Here is a 14,336-nt window from a genome sequence, read left to right on the forward strand (position 1 = left end):
CGGAACCGCATGTCCGGTGGTGTGAGAGGTCGGCGGCGATAGCCGCCTCCTACTCGATCATACGCCAGAATGGCATTTGTGTATTTTTGCAGGGCAGCCTGATCGGACAGATATACATCACCCAGCGCCGCATAGCGCATTTTGTCTTTGTACTCCTGCTTCATGACCGGCTCCCAGATGTCCTCAAACTGGGGCAGGAAAAAACCGGTGGTCTTGGTATAGCAGCTGGCCGCGGTGGCCTTTACCCGGGCATCCTTATCCACGCAGGAGCCGATGCTTTTGTGAACGGCACGGTCTTCAAATGGCAGGTAGTAGTAGTCTTTATAGTCCGGATAGAAATGCTTTAAGGTTCCTTCTGTCAGTTCCACGAAGAAGGTGATCTGATCCTTTTCCATCGTGCAGCGTGCCGGAGCCATGGACGCTTTTACCGGGACCGGAATGGAACAAAAGCTTTTGCAGGTCAGCTTTAAAAGATGACGGAAGTGTCCGTTTGCGTCTGGTTCATCTACAATTTCCTGGTCGGACAGTGTGAACGGATGTTCCAGGAAATCCGGATAATTCAGAATAGGAAGAATGGAAGGCATGCCTTTTAAATCATCCTCGTTGTGCAGAATGAGAAGATCATATAAGTTCTGCTCGTGGGTCATCAGATAATCCTTGTAAACTTCTATGAGTTGTCCACCGTTATATTTGTCTGTCCGGGCGATACCAAGAAACTGTTCAATGGATTTCTGCTTCAAATTGTCCAGACCAAGAAGATTCCGGTACGGTTTTATCTTTTTATAAATATCGAAGCTGGAAACTCCGGAAAATCCGCAGGGCAGGTCAAAATGTTTGCAGCGTTTCTGCAAAAACGGGATATCGAAACCGTCTCCATTGAAATGAACCACGGTTTTATATTGCTTCAGAAAATCAAAAAAATGATCCAGCAGATCTTTTTCAGCCGCTTTGGTATCGGCAAACCACTGGATCAGATTCCAGGTATTATCTTTATAGTAGGTGCAGCCGATCAGATACAGCTGGCACCGGTCACCGGAGAAACCGGTGGTTTCAATATCAAAAAAGAGAAGATCTTCCAGTTTTCCGATCCGCTCTAAAGGATAGGTATCGGGAAGCTGGAGCTTTTTTTCTATGGTGATCAATGTAGTAAACTCCTTGTCTTTGGAAGTATGGGCAGATACCGCATTCGGCGCTTCTGAAGCGGAAACCGCAACTCGATTATAGCGGTGGAAGGATGTGATGTCAAATCGAATTATGGTAACGGCTCTTGATAGGAGACCGATAATTCGCTATACTGTGAAAGAGAAAAGTGGTTGAAAAAGAGGTACAAGAGATATCATGTGGAAAATCAAGCATATTTTTGATGGAGATTATGGCTGTGAGGGAAGGCTGTCTGGACAGCTGCCGAAAGTTTCTGTTACCCTGACGGACGAAAAAGGAAATGAGCGTTATGTTTCGGCGGAAGATGCGTGGCTGACGGAACAGGGCCTGGATGTGGGCGATTACTGGCCATGTGAACTGGAGAAACGGAGAGGATATACGAATGAACATACAGATTTTTGGCACAAAAAAGTGCAGTGACACCCGCAAGGCGGAGCGTTTTTTCAAGGAGCGCGGCATCAAATACCAGTTTATTGATATGAAGGAAAAGGGGATGAGCAAGGGGGAATTCAATTCTGTGGCACAGGTAAACGGCGGTGTGGAGGCTATGCTGAACCCGGATGCGAAGGATCAGGATACCCTTGCTTTGATCCGTTATCTGGCGCCGGAGGATAAACTGGAGAAAATTCTGGGAAATCTCCAGGTAATCAAAACTCCGGTCGTGCGAAACGGAAAGCAGTCAACGCTTGGCTATCAGCCGGAAGTGTGGAAGGGCTGGTCATAAACATCATGCGCGGAAGAAACATGGAACAGGAAGAGAAACAGTGGGACCGTCTCCTGAAAATTAAGACCCTGGGCCGGGATGATTCCAATGCAGACCAGTACCGTTATCCCTATGAGCCAACTCCGTATGCCGTGTTAGAACGTCTTGCAAACAGTGGCCGGATCCGGAAAGGGGATACGCTGTTAGACTATGGCTGCGGCAAAGGACGGGTGGACTGTTATCTTTCCTATCAGACACGCTGTCACAGCATCGGTGTGGAGTATGATCCGCGGATTTATGAGACAGCTGCAGAGAATCAAAAGACAGCCGTATCCGGCGGCAGGACAGAGTTTGTTCTGGCGGACGCAGGCGAGTTCCCGGTGCCGGACGCAGTGAACCGGGCATATTTTTTCAATCCGTTTTCGGTGGAACTGCTGCAGAAAGTGATCCGGCGGATCCTGGATTCCTGGTATGGGACACATCGGGAAATCCGGCTGTTTTTCTATTATCCGTCGGATGAATATCTGGCGTATCTGATGACCGTGGACGAGCTGGTGTTTGCGGATGAAATTGACTGCCGGGAGCTGTTTGATGGAAACGATGCGAGAGAGCGGATTGTAGAGTTTGTGCTGGAGTGAAAGATGGGGCAGTCATATTAGTGGCTGCTTTTTCCTGTTTTTGCTTCGGCATGCGATTAAAAAAGAAAAAGGCAATCTGTTTTACACAGACTGCCTGATTTAGTAGCGGAAGGGAGATTTGAACTCTCGACACCACGGGTATGAACCGTGTGCTCTAGCCAACTGAGCTATTCCGCCATATTTCATTGGTATGGGGCCTATAGGGCTCGAACCTATGACCCTCTGCTTGTAAGGCAGATGCTCTCCCAGCTGAGCTAAGACCCCATATCTTCTGTCTGAGTGATGTCTCACTCAACAGTGCTTACGTAGTATAACTCGTATTGTTCTAATTGTCAACACTTTTTATACAATTTTTCAAAATTAATTTAGAATTAATGGTATTGCCTGCTATAAAAAGGAGTGTGTTGTCCGCTGCAAAAATGAAAAGAATCATAAATTTTCCCGAAACCCCTTGCAACTTGGCGCTCTTTGCTTTAAAATATTCACGATATGCAAACAGGCTGGGAAGAAGAGGAGTATGTCGTAAGCTTCTGTCAGAGAGAACCATCCATGGCTGGAAGATGGTTTCAGAGGGCACGCACGGAAGGTAGCTTCAGAGCCGGAATCCTGAATCATGTCTGGAACGCAGAGTGTTTCGAAACGAAACCTGCGATCCGGACCAACATAAAGTAAGGATTCCCGTCTGATCCGCGTTAAGGAGACAGCTGTTGCCTTAAGCGGCAGCAGTGACAAAGTGAGAAACAAAGGTGGTACCGCGGAACTTTTCGCCCTTTATGCAGAACGCAGATTCTGTATGAAGGGTATTTTTATTTTTACACATAAGGAAAGGAAATGATCATGAAAGAACTGGAAAAGAATTACAACCCTTCTGCCATTGAGGAAAAACTGTATCAGAAATGGCTGGACAACAAGTATTTCCACGCAGACGCTGAGCGCGGAAAGAGAGAGGGCAAGAAGCCTTTCACTATTGTTATGCCTCCGCCAAACATTACCGGTCAGCTGCATATGGGCCATGCACTGGACAATACCATGCAGGATATCCTGACCCGTTATAAGAGAATGCAGGGTTACGAGGCTCTGTGGCAGCCGGGTACGGACCATGCAGCCATCGCAACGGAGGTCAAGGTCATTGACAAGCTGAGAAAAGAGGGCGTGGACAAGCATGACCTGGGCCGCGACAAATTCCTGGAAGCATGCTGGGACTGGAAGAAGGAGTACGGCACCCGCATCATCAAGCAGCTGCACAAGCTGGGCTCCTCCGCTGACTGGGACAGAGAGCGTTTTACCATGGACAAGGGCTGCTCCGATGCAGTGCTTGAGGTATTTGTAAAGCTGTACGAGAAAGGCTACATCTACAAAGGCTCCCGCATCATCAACTGGTGTCCGGTCTGCCAGACCTCCATTTCCGATGCAGAGGTTGAGCATGAGGAGCAGGACGGCTTCTTCTGGCACATCAATTACCCGATCGTTGGCGAGGACGGTCGTTTTGTTGAGATCGCAACCACCCGTCCGGAGACTCTGCTTGGTGATACTGCTGTTGCAGTGAACCCGGAGGATGAGCGCTACAAGGATATCATCGGCAAGATGTTAAAGCTGCCGTTGACTGACCGTGAGATCCCGGTCATCGCGGATGAGTATGTTGACAAAGAGTTCGGTACCGGCTGTGTGAAGATCACTCCGGCTCATGACCCGAATGACTTTGAGGTAGGACGCCGCCATAACCTGCCGGAAATCTGCATCATGCACGATGACGCAACCATAGACTGCAAGGGCAGTAAGTACGATGGCATGGACCGCTACGAGGCCCGCAAGGCTATGGTAGAGGATTTGAAGGAACAGGGACTGCTGGTGAAGGTTGTTCCGCATTCTCATAATGTAGGAACCCATGATCGCTGCAAGACCACCGTTGAGCCGATGGTAAAACAGCAGTGGTTCGTCCGCATGGAGGAAATGGCAAAACCGGCTATCGCAGCTTTAAAGAACGGTGACTTAAAGTTCGTTCCGGAGAGCTTCGGAAAGACCTATCTGCACTGGTTAGAGGGAATCCGTGACTGGTGTATCTCCAGACAGCTGTGGTGGGGACATCGTATCCCGGCATACTACTGCCAGGAGTGCGGCGAGATCACCGTTGCAAAATCCATGCCGGAGAAGTGTCCGAAGTGCGGCTGCACCCACTTAAAGCAGGATGAGGACACCCTGGATACCTGGTTCTCATCTGCCCTGTGGCCGTTTTCTACCCTGGGCTGGCCGGAGAAGACCAAAGAGCTGGAATATTTCTATCCGACGGATGTGCTGGTAACCGGCTACGATATCATCTTCTTCTGGGTTATCCGTATGGTATTCTCCGGCTATGAGCAGACCGGAAAATGCCCGTTCAATACCGTACTGATCCATGGTCTGGTGCGCGACAGCCAGGGCCGTAAGATGAGTAAGTCCCTGGGCAACGGTATCGATCCGCTGGAGGTGATCGACAAATACGGTGCAGATGCCCTGCGTATGACCCTGATCACCGGTAATGCACCGGGCAACGACATGCGTTTCTACTGGGAGAGAGTTGAGGCAAGCCGTAACTTTGCAAACAAGGTATGGAACGCATCCCGTTTCATCATGATGAACATGGAGAAGGCTCCGGTCCACGAGGTTTCCTTAGATGACCTGACCATGGCAGACAAGTGGATCCTGTCCAAGGTAAATACCCTGGCAAAGGATGTCACCGAGAATCTGGATAAGTTTGAGCTGGGCATCGGTCTGCAGAAGGTTTATGACTTTATCTGGGAGGAGTTCTGCGACTGGTACATCGAGATGGTAAAACCGCGTCTGTGGAATGACGAGGACAGCACCAAGGCAGCAGCACTGTGGACCTTAAAGACGGTACTCATCAACTCCTTAAAGCTCTTACATCCGTACATGCCGTTCATCACTGAGGAGATCTTCTGCAACCTGCAGGATGAGGAAGCTTCTATTATGGTATCTGCTTGGCCGGAGTACAAGGCAGAGTGGAACTTCGAGCAGGAGGAGTACGCAGTCGAGACCATCAAGGAAGCAGTCCGCGCAATCCGTAACGTACGTACCTCCATGAACGTAGCTCCGAGCAAAAAGGCAAAAGTATACGTTGTTTCCGAGAATCAGAAGCTGCTTGAGATTTTCGAGCACAGCAAGGTGTTCTTTGCAACTCTGGGCTATGCAAGCGAGGTATTCTTACAGTCTGACAAGCAGGGCATTGCCGATGACGCAGTATCCGTAGTAATCCCGGAGGCATCCATCTACATCCCGTTTGCAGAGCTGGTTGACATTGCGAAGGAAATCGAGCGCCTGCAGAAAGAGGAAGAGCGTCTCACAAAGGAGCTTGCCCGTGTAACCGGAATGCTGTCCAATGAAAAGTTCGTAAGCAAGGCTCCGGAGGCAAAGATCAACGAAGAGAAGGCAAAGCTGGAAAAGTATACCCAGATGATGGAGCAGGTAAAAGCACGTCTGGCTCAGTTAAAGTAATCGGTAATCGTTCATATTTGAGAATGGACAGGCATATATAACAATGATAGACAAAAAAGCGCGGGATTACCTGCTGGCAATCCCGCTTTGGACAAAAAAGAAAAATACGCTGGATGAGGTCCGGCATTTCCTGGAAGAGCTGGGAAATCCGGACGAGCAGTTACGCATCATCCATGTGGCCGGGACCAACGGAAAGGGTTCGGTCTGCGCGGACTTAACTGCCATGCTCATGGAAGCCGGATATCATGTGGGAACCTTTGTGTCTCCGCATCTTACCGACGTGACAGAGCGTTTTCTGGTGGATGGCATCCCTGTGGAAGAAGCCGGATTTTCAGAGAGCTTCGCCCGGGTAAAGGCAGTCACGGACAGGCTGATAGCAGAAGGCTACGCGCATCCTACCTTTTTTGAGTTTGTGTTTCTGATGGCCATGGACCTATACGGACGGATGAAACCGGACTTTGTGGTTCTGGAGACGGGACTGGGCGGACGGCTGGATACGACCAATGTGATCCGGCACCCGCTGGCCTGCGTGATCACCTCCATCAGCCTCGACCATACCCAGTATCTTGGAGATACGGTGGAGCTGATCGCGGCAGAGAAGGCCGGTATCATCAAGCCCGGGGTGCCGGTGGTGTATGACAAGAATGACCGGGCTGCAGGAGCTGTCATTGCGGAGGCTGCGGACAGGCTTGGCAGTGCGGCTTACGGATTTACGGCAGAAGATTCCTACCGGGGAGTTTCCTTTGCGGCACCGTACCAGGCCATGAACGCGGCTCTGGCGGTGAAGGTTCTGGAAATTCTGGACATTTCCGGTGTGACAGCGGATATCTGTAAAAAGGCACTGGCATCGGTTTGCTGGACCGGACGGATGCAGCAGGTGGCACCGGATGTCTGGGTGGATGGCGCGCATAATCCGGGTGGTATCCGTGCATTTGTCCAGGCAGTGAAGAAACAGGATCCATCACATATCCAGCTTCTGTTTGCTGCAGTTTCGGACAAGGATTACCACGAGATGATCCGCCTGCTCTGCACACAGCTTGTTCTGGAATCGGTCACGGTGGTACAGCTGAAGAGTGAGCGCGGTCTTCAGGCAGCTGCGCTGGCGAAGCAGTTTGAGGAAGCCGGATGCAGCAGAGTGACAGCCTTTGACTCCACAAAAGACGCGCTGGCGCATGTGCTTTCCGGGAAGAAAGAGGAAGACCGCCTGTACATGGTGGGATCCCTGTATTTGATCGGAGAGATTCTGGAGGATTTAAAGCTGCTGCGGTCTGCAGGCCGGGGGTTTCTGAACTGATAATTCCGTATGATACAGTGATGGCAGCAGATTTTGCCGATGCAGTGGTGACAGCTTGAGAAAGTGAGGAGAAGCATGCTGGATTTTGAAGAAGAGGTTGCACGGTTCCAGCCGAGTCTGGAAGTGGGCGATGTGGAAACGCAGATTGTAAAAGAGGATCTGACGGATATGACAGATCTGATGGTGGAACTGCTGAAAAACAGGGAGTAACAGGAAACAACTATGAAAACAGGAACGAAAAACCGGCAGATTGCCAATGCCTATTACAACATTGGCCTGGAAAAAGCAAAGAGCCGGGATCTGACCGGCGCGGTGACTGCGCTGAAGAAGAGTCTCCGGTTTGACAAGTACCAGACCGATGCGAGAAACCTGTTAGGTCTCATTTATAATGAGATCGGCGAGGTGGGATCAGCGCTGACTCAATGGGTCATCAGTTTAAACCTGCAGGAGCAGGACAATCTGGCGGAGGAGTATCTGCGAAAGGTCCATGCCGCCAGAGGGTATCTGGAGCTGGCAGATCAGGCAGCTAAGAAGTACAACCAGGCTCTGATTTATGCACAGAATGACAATGAGGATCTGGCAACGCTGCTTTTGATGCGCATGGTAGAAGAATTTCCGCAGTATGTCAAGGCTCAGGAGCTTCTGGCCCTTTTGTATCTTCATCAGGAGGATTATATCAAGGCAGGACGGTGCCTGTATCAGGCATTAAAGATTGACCGGTATAACCCATGGGTACTTCATTATATGGATATCGCCAAGCATAATACCGGTAAGGCTGAGGTAGAAAAGCGGAAGCTGCAGAATGCATTTTCGCACCGGCAGATGCAGGATGACGACATCATCATGCCGCCGAGCTATAAAGAGAATACCGGCTGGCAGTCGGTCCTCAACATTCTGGTTGGCCTGGTGCTTGGTGCCATGGTGATCTTTTTCCTGGTCATGCCGGCCAATACCGAGGCATTGAACGCAAAGCATAATCAGGAATTGAAGGATACGCTGGAGGAACTCAATCAGAAGAACATTGAGATTGACAGCCTGGGTCAGCAGATGGAAGCAGCTAGGAGTGCGCAGGATGAGGCAGAGGAGAATCTGAAGAATCTGCAGAATTCCAGCGGTGGAACTCTGGCCCAGTATCAGAATCTGGTTAAGATCCTGCAGGCATACCGGGATGAGGATCAGAAGACAGCTGCGCTTCTGTATGTGGACACGGACTGGTCTGTCTTAAATGACGGTGTACTGAATGAAACGGTGGCCTGGATCCAGAAGGATATGTCAGAAAATGGATATACACTTCTGATGAACCTGGGAGATGAGGCGCTGGCAGCCGGGAACACGGCAGGAGCAGCAGACTATTACCAGAAGAGCCTGCAGATCAGGGGGAACAACCCGGAGGTGATCTACAAGCTTGGCATGGCTTATGTGGCTGCCGGGGACCAGGAGACTGCGACCCAGTATTTTACCGATATCATCATGAATTATCCGAATTCCGATTATGTGGATGACGCAAAGACCCAGAGAGGATACTAAAGAAATAGAAAATGATCATAAAAGATACGACAGAGAAAGCGTGAGAAGCGCGCTCTGCCGTATCTTTTTTCTTTATTATAATTCACAGGAAATGGGGGATTTTATATGTACGGACAGACTTTTTCTTATGAAGCTCACGGGCAGACCCTGGTGATCCATCTGCCGAAACAACTGGATCATCATAACTGCCGGAACCTGAAATATGAAACAGACCTTTTGCTGGCAGAAAACTATATCAGCAAGGTGGTCTTTGATTTTTCCAGAACAGAGTTTATGGATTCCTCCGGTATCGGAATTTTATTAAACCGCTATAAACAGATGGCGGGAAGCGGCGGCACGGTGACCATTTATGGCGTGAATGCCCAAGTGGGACGGGTACTGGCCATTGGCGGTATCGGACGGCTGATGAAATATTTTGATACGAAGGAAGCGGCAATCGCGGGATAATCTCCCGACTGATACTGGAAACATGTGTCTGTCGGGAATTGGAACAGGCAGGACGAAAGAATCGAAAAGCTGAAAAACGGGAGGATGGGAAACTTATGGAGCGTTTTCGGATGGAACTGGAGAGCCTTTCAAAGAATGAGGAATTTGCCCGGGTGGTTGTGACGGTGTTCATAAGCCGCCTGGATCCGACGCTGGAGGAAATCGATGATGTGAAGACCGCGGTTTCTGAGGCGGTAACCAACGCGGAGATTCATGGATATGGTGGGGAGAGCGGCACCATTACCGTGGAGGTGGAAATTGAGGGAAGAGAGGTGACGGTAGTGGTGGAAGATTACGGCATTGGGATCCGGGATGTGGAAAAAGCCATGGAACCCATGTTTACCACCGACAAGACCGGAACCAGATCCGGCATGGGATTCTCCTTTATGGAGGCGTTCATGGATCAGGTGCATGTGGAATCGGAACCTGGCAAAGGGACAAAGGTTGTCATGAGAAAACAAATCGGCAGGTGATCGCATGGATGAGACAATGGATCTGATCCGGCGTGCGCATGCCGGTGATGAGGAAGCGAGGGAGCAGCTGGTTATGGGGAATGTGGGGCTGGTCTGGAGCGTGGCCCGGCATTACAGCGGGCGGGGACACGAACTGGAGGATCTGTTTCAGATCGGGTGTATCGGCCTGTTAAAGGCGGTGGACAAGTTTGATCTGGGATTTCAGGTCCGGTTTTCTACATATGCCGTGCCGATGATCGCTGGGGAGATCCGCCGCTTTCTGCGGGATGACGGAATGATCCGCGTAAGCCGGTCCATGAAGGAGCTGGGACTTCGCGTCCGCAGGGCGAGGGAAATGCTGACGGCAAAGTCCGGGCGGGAACCTGGACTTGCGGAAATTGCGAAGGAGCTGGATATCAGCTGTGAGGAGGTGGCAGCCTGCATGGGAGCGGGGGCAGAGATAGAATCCCTGTACCGGGAGAGCGGAAATGGTGATGAGGGCGGCCTGCGTCTCATGGACCGGATCCCGGATGGAACGCAGAATGAGGAACAGCTTATGAACCGCCTGGTATTAAAGCAATTGATGGAAAAGCTGCCGGAAAAGGACCGGGAGATTATCGTAAGGCGTTATTTTGAAAACCAGACTCAGACACGCATTGCAGCAGACTTAAATATTTCCCAGGTGCAGGTGTCGCGGCTGGAAAAACGGATCCTGAAGAAGATGCGGGAATATCTGGGGGCATAACTGCGCATACTGAGTACAGAAAGCCGGAAACATCATTCTACCGGCTGAATGGAACTGACAAGGTGAAAATGCAGTACCATTCAGCCGGAACAGGAAGAAGACGGCGGGAAAGGGATGAGCAGAAATGAAATTCTGGAAGTCAAAGGCCATGCTGTTAGCCGTGCTGGGCGTACTGCTTCTGGTCATGACAGCCGTATGGCTTTGCTTTTTTCACGGAGATGAAGCGAAAGAACCGGATGGAACTCTGGTCTTCTCCATTACACGTGAGGTGGCTGCATGAGTGCACAGAACACGGTCTATCTGAATCTGAGGGAAATTACGGAACTGCACAAGCCGGATATTCAGGTGAAAGATGTGGCAGAAATTTATTGCAGCGATACCCATGTGCAAAACCGCTGTGCCAGCCTGAAAATTAAAACGATCCGGGAACAGAAGAGAAAACGATATGTGGAAAATGCCCTGAATGTGATACGGATTTTGGAAGCGGCAGATCCTTCCGTAACAGTCAATAACGTGGGAAAGGTGGAATTTATCATTGATTACCAGCCCAGGGTGAAGCAGAAGCTGTTCTGGCAGTGGTGTAAGACCATGTTTGTCTGTATGATCTGTTTTTGCGGGGCAGCCTTTGCCATTATGACCTTTAACAATGATGTCAGTGTCACATCGGTGTTTGGCGAGGTATACCGTCTGATCACCGGCCGGGAATCGAATGGGCACACGATGCTGGAAGTGTCTTATTCTGTGGGACTGGCGGTGGGGATCCTTGCATTTTTCAACCATTTTGCGAAATGGAAAATCAGCGCAGATCCAACGCCGCTGGAGGTGGAAATGCGGCTGTATGAGGATAACATCTGCAAGACTGTGATTCAGAATGATTCCAGAAAGGAGAGGGGCATTGATGTTTCGTAAACTGGTCCTCGTTTTTATTGGTCTTAGTTCCGGGGGCATCATTGCGGCGGGCGTTTTTGCATTTCTGGTCATGATCGGCGTGTTTCCGCGGCTGATCGGAAAGACTGGAACAAAGAGGCATATTTTGTTGTACGGAACGGTTATCATGACCGGAGGGGTGCTGGGAAATATTGCGGATCTGTATGAGTTTCCCATTCCCATGTATGGATTTTCCACATTGTTTCTCAGCATATTCGGACTGTCTGTGGGAATCTTTGTGGGATGTCTGGTCATGTCGCTGGCGGAAACCTTAAAGGCACTTCCGGTCATCGGCAGGCGGCTTTATCTGGCGGTGGGACTGCAGTATCTGATCCTGTCCATTGCCCTGGGAAAGCTGGCCGGATCGCTGGCGTATTTCTTTTGCGGAATGGCAGCGGAATGATGCTGGAATCAGAGCAGGCGCATTTTGTGGGTGCAGAGATAGAATAAGGCAGAGAAAACAGAGCAAAGGAGATAGAATATACCATGGAATTAAATAAAAAAGCCTACGACGAATACGTCAAACAGATTACTCCAGTCAATGAACTGGGAAGTGACATGCTGCACGCTTTTGTGACCGGCGGAACCATCTGCGCATTGGGACAGGCTTCGGTGATGCTGATGATGAACTACCTTGGAATGGAAAAAGAAGATGCTCAGACCTGGATGCTGGTGGAGCTGATCCTGACCAGTATTTTGCTGACTGGCTTTGGTATTTACCCGAAGATAGTAAAATGGGGGGGAGCCGGGGCACTGGTTCCTATCACCGGCTTTGCGAATTCCGTGGTGGCGCCTGCTATTGAGTATAAGGCAGAGGGACACGTGTTCGGGATTGGATGTAAGATTTTCACCATTGCAGGACCGGTGATTTTGTTTGGTGTATTTACCAGCTGGATTTTGGGGATCCTGCTTCTAATCGGAAAGTTCTTTGGACTCGTGTAAAAACTGTATGAGGTTATGCGTTTGGTGCAAACCAGTTATACTGAATGATTTTCTTTCCAGCGCTCAGAGTGATTTTTTCTTTGAATGAAATTATCGGAGAATATGCACCACCGGCGGGCTCCTTTGGCAACTGTTCCTTCTGTTTTTACATCGCATTTGTATACCTATACTAGACGGGTTCTGCCGGATCAGAATGGGATTTCAGGATCCGCCATAAGGTACTTCGTCCAATGCCGAGTCGTTGGGCAGTTTTGCTTTGATTATTATTTTCTTCTTTTAGAATCATGCGTACGACATCATAGGTGATATGATCCAATGTTTGATTTAAGTCGAATTGATAACCGGCTTGTTCTGAGGATATCCAAAGGGCAGTTTCCTTGTGCAAAAGACGCATGGTATTTTCATAGGAAATATATGGAGCTGTGGTGATGAGCATCAACTCATAAATAATTCGTTGAAGCTGATGCAGATTTCCTTCCCATGGAAACTGTTTGAGTGCCAGGCTGGCTTTGCTGTCAAACCCGATGATTTGCTTCCCAAGCTCCACATTCATTCGATTGATGTAGAGTGTGGTGAGATACGGAATATCATCTGGGCGTTCTCTCAGCGGCGGAAGATGCAAAGACAGGCAGGAAAACAACTTTGTAATTCCGGTGATAATCGGTTTGGAATCATGATTTTCATTGTTTGTGGCAAAGGAAAAGTACAGTCGGTTTCTGCTAGCCAGACGTGTATCTGCAATGTAGGAAAGAAGCTGGCTGAAAATATGGGAAGGAATGGTTTCCATCTGTTTGAAATAAATGCTGTGCCCGTTATGTGCCAGAGGAGAGTCGTGGTGGGTAAGTAAATAGGTCCAATTGCGTTCTGTGGCGTACGCGCAGTCGATTTGATAAAAAATAGCGTTTCGGTAATTGCTTTTGCAATAAATGTTGTAAGCCGCCCAGTCTTTTCCGGTCCCTTTTTCTCCGGAAATCAAAACAGGAGTGGATACATGACTGTATTTTTCGATAAGATCCCGGGTGCTGGATAAACTATGCGTGCTGTTAAAATAGGAAAAGTCCAGTATCGCATTATTTCCTGCTGTTTTTTCTGTAATCGCATCAATTTTTCGCATTTCTTTTTTCTCTTTTAAATCAGAGTACACATAAAGATATGTTGTATTTCGCATGGTAGATTTTTTCAAGGTAAGGCGCAGGATATTACCTTTGAGATTGTACTCCAGCGAAGAATCTTTACTTTCCCATAATGCTTCAAAATGTTCTTGTAAAAATGGAAGAAGAATCTTGGTTTCATATTCGGATAGGCTTGACACAATACTTTTTCCCGAACGATCAAAGATGGTACAGGCAAGGGGACTGTTTTGAAATGCCATGGTAAGCTGCGTGAACTCCCGGCGGCTTTGCAGAGCACTTTGTGTCAGTGCAATCGCCTGACGGAAGGTGTTTTGTATGGACTCATAACCATTGGTGACGAGAACAGGGGTAATTCCCATGGAGAGTGCCAGATTGCGTGAAATGACATCGCAGACAACAACAGAAATTCCCATTTCTTTGAGCTGTTTCATATTTGTAATGGCATCCTCTTCGCTCCAGATTGTATATATAGGAATATCATAGCCGAGAAGCTCGCATAAGATACGGGCATGACTGGTGATGTTTTCATAGCCAACAATTGCCATAGACTGATTAAAATTTTGGGCAAGGCGGATTGTACGAAGGGCATCGAGTGACCAAATTCCAACATCGTAAACGGGGAGAGTTGTGCGTTCTTTTAGATAATCAGCGGTACCCCCACGGGAGATGATAGCATCATAGTTGAGTAGATTTAATTTATTGAGCAGATGATCAACTTCGGTTAAGTTTGCGATATAACAGTCTGCCTGTACCTGATTCTCGGAGAGAAGAACTTCGTGAACCAGTTCGTTCATGCCTCGATAGGGCGAAATGACGAGAAAATGGATGTTTTCCATAAA

16 protein-coding genes, 2 tRNA genes and 1 other annotated feature are annotated in these 14,336 nt (G+C 49.0%); of the genes, 14 read left to right on the forward strand and 4 right to left on the reverse strand.

What is annotated here, in order from left to right:
- On the reverse strand, positions 1 to 1,142 hold a 1,142-nt coding region (locus DW819_RS05545; protein ID WP_118732427.1), incomplete at its 3' end, for a ribonuclease H-like domain-containing protein.
- A 196-nt stretch (positions 1,143 to 1,338) separates the two neighbouring features.
- Between DW819_RS05545 and DW819_RS05550 the strand changes: the two genes are divergently transcribed.
- Genes DW819_RS05550 through DW819_RS05560 form a run of 3 tightly spaced genes read left to right on the forward strand, consistent with a single transcriptional unit; the run spans position 1,339 to position 2,502 of the window.
- The gene (locus DW819_RS05550) at positions 1,339 to 1,581 is read left to right on the forward strand and encodes a hypothetical protein (protein ID WP_118732428.1); all 243 of its coding nucleotides are present in this window, start codon (positions 1,339 to 1,341) and stop codon (positions 1,579 to 1,581) included.
- Complete coding sequence (locus tag DW819_RS05555) at positions 1,544 to 1,885, forward strand: arsenate reductase family protein (RefSeq protein ID WP_118732429.1); 342 nt, start codon at positions 1,544 to 1,546, stop codon at positions 1,883 to 1,885. The genes DW819_RS05550 and DW819_RS05555 overlap by 38 nt, the downstream gene beginning before the upstream one ends.
- Before the next feature lie 20 nt (positions 1,886 to 1,905).
- Positions 1,906 to 2,502, forward strand: a complete 597-nt coding sequence (locus DW819_RS05560) for a class I SAM-dependent methyltransferase (RefSeq protein WP_118732550.1) — start codon at positions 1,906 to 1,908, stop codon at positions 2,500 to 2,502.
- Between the two features lie 103 nt (positions 2,503 to 2,605).
- On the opposite strand, the gene DW819_RS05565 is transcribed toward DW819_RS05560, so the two are convergent.
- Together DW819_RS05565 and DW819_RS05570 are read right to left on the reverse strand one after the other, a co-directional pair.
- Positions 2,606 to 2,679: transfer RNA gene (locus DW819_RS05565), tRNA-Met, on the reverse strand.
- A 14-nt stretch (positions 2,680 to 2,693) separates the two neighbouring features.
- Positions 2,694 to 2,766 (reverse strand) — tRNA-Val (locus DW819_RS05570).
- 229 nt (positions 2,767 to 2,995) lie between these two features.
- Positions 2,996 to 3,277: a binding site (T-box leader), on the forward strand.
- A gap of 62 nt (positions 3,278 to 3,339) precedes the next feature.
- Between DW819_RS05570 and DW819_RS05575 the strand changes: the two genes are divergently transcribed.
- The 11 genes from DW819_RS05575 (at position 3,340) to DW819_RS05615 (ending at position 12,364) form a co-directional block, all read left to right on the forward strand.
- Entirely contained in the window at positions 3,340 to 5,991 is a 2,652-nt protein-coding gene (locus tag DW819_RS05575) for a valine--tRNA ligase (protein ID WP_118732551.1), read from the forward strand.
- A gap of 43 nt (positions 5,992 to 6,034) precedes the next feature.
- A complete protein-coding gene (locus DW819_RS05580) occupies positions 6,035 to 7,285 on the forward strand; it encodes a folylpolyglutamate synthase/dihydrofolate synthase family protein (RefSeq protein WP_118732430.1) in 1,251 nt (416 codons plus the stop codon).
- Between the two features lie 75 nt (positions 7,286 to 7,360).
- Positions 7,361 to 7,495 (forward strand): hypothetical protein, encoded by a 135-nt coding sequence (locus DW819_RS16060; protein WP_279220941.1) that lies wholly within the window; start codon positions 7,361 to 7,363, stop codon positions 7,493 to 7,495.
- 12 nt (positions 7,496 to 7,507) lie between these two features.
- Entirely contained in the window at positions 7,508 to 8,812 is a 1,305-nt protein-coding gene (locus tag DW819_RS05585) for a tetratricopeptide repeat protein (protein ID WP_118732431.1), read from the forward strand.
- Positions 8,813 to 8,917: 105 nt separating this feature from the next.
- A complete protein-coding gene (locus DW819_RS05590; protein ID WP_118732432.1) occupies positions 8,918 to 9,259 on the forward strand; it encodes an anti-sigma factor antagonist in 342 nt (113 codons plus the stop codon).
- 95 nt (positions 9,260 to 9,354) lie between these two features.
- Complete coding sequence (spoIIAB, locus tag DW819_RS05595) at positions 9,355 to 9,771, forward strand: anti-sigma F factor (RefSeq protein WP_118732433.1); 417 nt, start codon at positions 9,355 to 9,357, stop codon at positions 9,769 to 9,771.
- 4 nt (positions 9,772 to 9,775) lie between these two features.
- Complete coding sequence (locus DW819_RS05600; protein ID WP_118732434.1) at positions 9,776 to 10,495, forward strand: SigB/SigF/SigG family RNA polymerase sigma factor; 720 nt, start codon at positions 9,776 to 9,778, stop codon at positions 10,493 to 10,495.
- A 124-nt stretch (positions 10,496 to 10,619) separates the two neighbouring features.
- Positions 10,620 to 10,775: a hypothetical protein gene (locus DW819_RS15615; RefSeq protein WP_177304494.1), complete on the forward strand. Its 156-nt coding sequence runs from the start codon at positions 10,620 to 10,622 to the stop codon at positions 10,773 to 10,775.
- On the forward strand, positions 10,772 to 11,404 hold the full coding sequence (locus DW819_RS05605; protein ID WP_118732435.1) for a stage V sporulation protein AA: 633 nt from the start codon (positions 10,772 to 10,774) through the stop codon (positions 11,402 to 11,404). Before DW819_RS15615 ends, DW819_RS05605 begins: the two co-directional genes overlap by 4 nt.
- Entirely contained in the window at positions 11,394 to 11,825 is a 432-nt protein-coding gene (locus tag DW819_RS05610) for a stage V sporulation protein AB (RefSeq protein WP_243025622.1), read from the forward strand. Before DW819_RS05605 ends, DW819_RS05610 begins: the two co-directional genes overlap by 11 nt.
- Before the next feature lie 83 nt (positions 11,826 to 11,908).
- Positions 11,909 to 12,364, forward strand: a complete 456-nt coding sequence (locus tag DW819_RS05615) for a SpoVA/SpoVAEb family sporulation membrane protein (RefSeq protein WP_118732437.1) — start codon at positions 11,909 to 11,911, stop codon at positions 12,362 to 12,364.
- Between the two features lie 169 nt (positions 12,365 to 12,533).
- On the opposite strand, the gene DW819_RS05620 is transcribed toward DW819_RS05615, so the two are convergent.
- Positions 12,534 to 14,333: a sigma-54-dependent transcriptional regulator gene (locus DW819_RS05620; RefSeq protein ID WP_118732438.1), complete on the reverse strand. Its 1,800-nt coding sequence runs from the start codon at positions 14,331 to 14,333 to the stop codon at positions 12,534 to 12,536.
- Between the last annotated feature and the right edge of the window lie 3 nt (positions 14,334 to 14,336).

The sequence above is a fragment of the Clostridium sp. AM33-3 genome, assembly GCF_003480315.1.
In the GTDB taxonomy this organism is placed as follows: Bacteria; Bacillota; Clostridia; order Lachnospirales; family Lachnospiraceae; genus Brotaphodocola.

Coding starts and splice junctions, on each gene's coding strand:
- DW819_RS05560 (WP_118732550.1), top strand. CDS start 1,906: ATGGAACAGGAAGAGAAACAGTGGGACCGTCTCCTGAAAATTAAGACC.
- DW819_RS05580 (WP_118732430.1), top strand. CDS start 6,035: ATGATAGACAAAAAAGCGCGGGATTACCTGCTGGCAATCCCGCTTTGG.
- DW819_RS05585 (WP_118732431.1), top strand. CDS start 7,508: ATGAAAACAGGAACGAAAAACCGGCAGATTGCCAATGCCTATTACAAC.
- DW819_RS05550 (WP_118732428.1), top strand. CDS start 1,339: ATGTGGAAAATCAAGCATATTTTTGATGGAGATTATGGCTGTGAGGGA.
- DW819_RS05555 (WP_118732429.1), top strand. CDS start 1,544: ATGAACATACAGATTTTTGGCACAAAAAAGTGCAGTGACACCCGCAAG.
- DW819_RS05600 (WP_118732434.1), top strand. CDS start 9,776: ATGGATGAGACAATGGATCTGATCCGGCGTGCGCATGCCGGTGATGAG.
- spoIIAB (WP_118732433.1), top strand. CDS start 9,355: ATGGAGCGTTTTCGGATGGAACTGGAGAGCCTTTCAAAGAATGAGGAA.
- DW819_RS05620 (WP_118732438.1), bottom strand. CDS start 14,333: ATGGAAAACATCCATTTTCTCGTCATTTCGCCCTATCGAGGCATGAAC.
- DW819_RS05615 (WP_118732437.1), top strand. CDS start 11,909: ATGGAATTAAATAAAAAAGCCTACGACGAATACGTCAAACAGATTACT.
- DW819_RS05605 (WP_118732435.1), top strand. CDS start 10,772: ATGAGTGCACAGAACACGGTCTATCTGAATCTGAGGGAAATTACGGAA.
- DW819_RS15615 (WP_177304494.1), top strand. CDS start 10,620: ATGAAATTCTGGAAGTCAAAGGCCATGCTGTTAGCCGTGCTGGGCGTA.
- DW819_RS05610 (WP_243025622.1), top strand. CDS start 11,394: ATGTTTCGTAAACTGGTCCTCGTTTTTATTGGTCTTAGTTCCGGGGGC.
- DW819_RS05575 (WP_118732551.1), top strand. CDS start 3,340: ATGAAAGAACTGGAAAAGAATTACAACCCTTCTGCCATTGAGGAAAAA.
- DW819_RS16060 (WP_279220941.1), top strand. CDS start 7,361: ATGCTGGATTTTGAAGAAGAGGTTGCACGGTTCCAGCCGAGTCTGGAA.
- DW819_RS05590 (WP_118732432.1), top strand. CDS start 8,918: ATGTACGGACAGACTTTTTCTTATGAAGCTCACGGGCAGACCCTGGTG.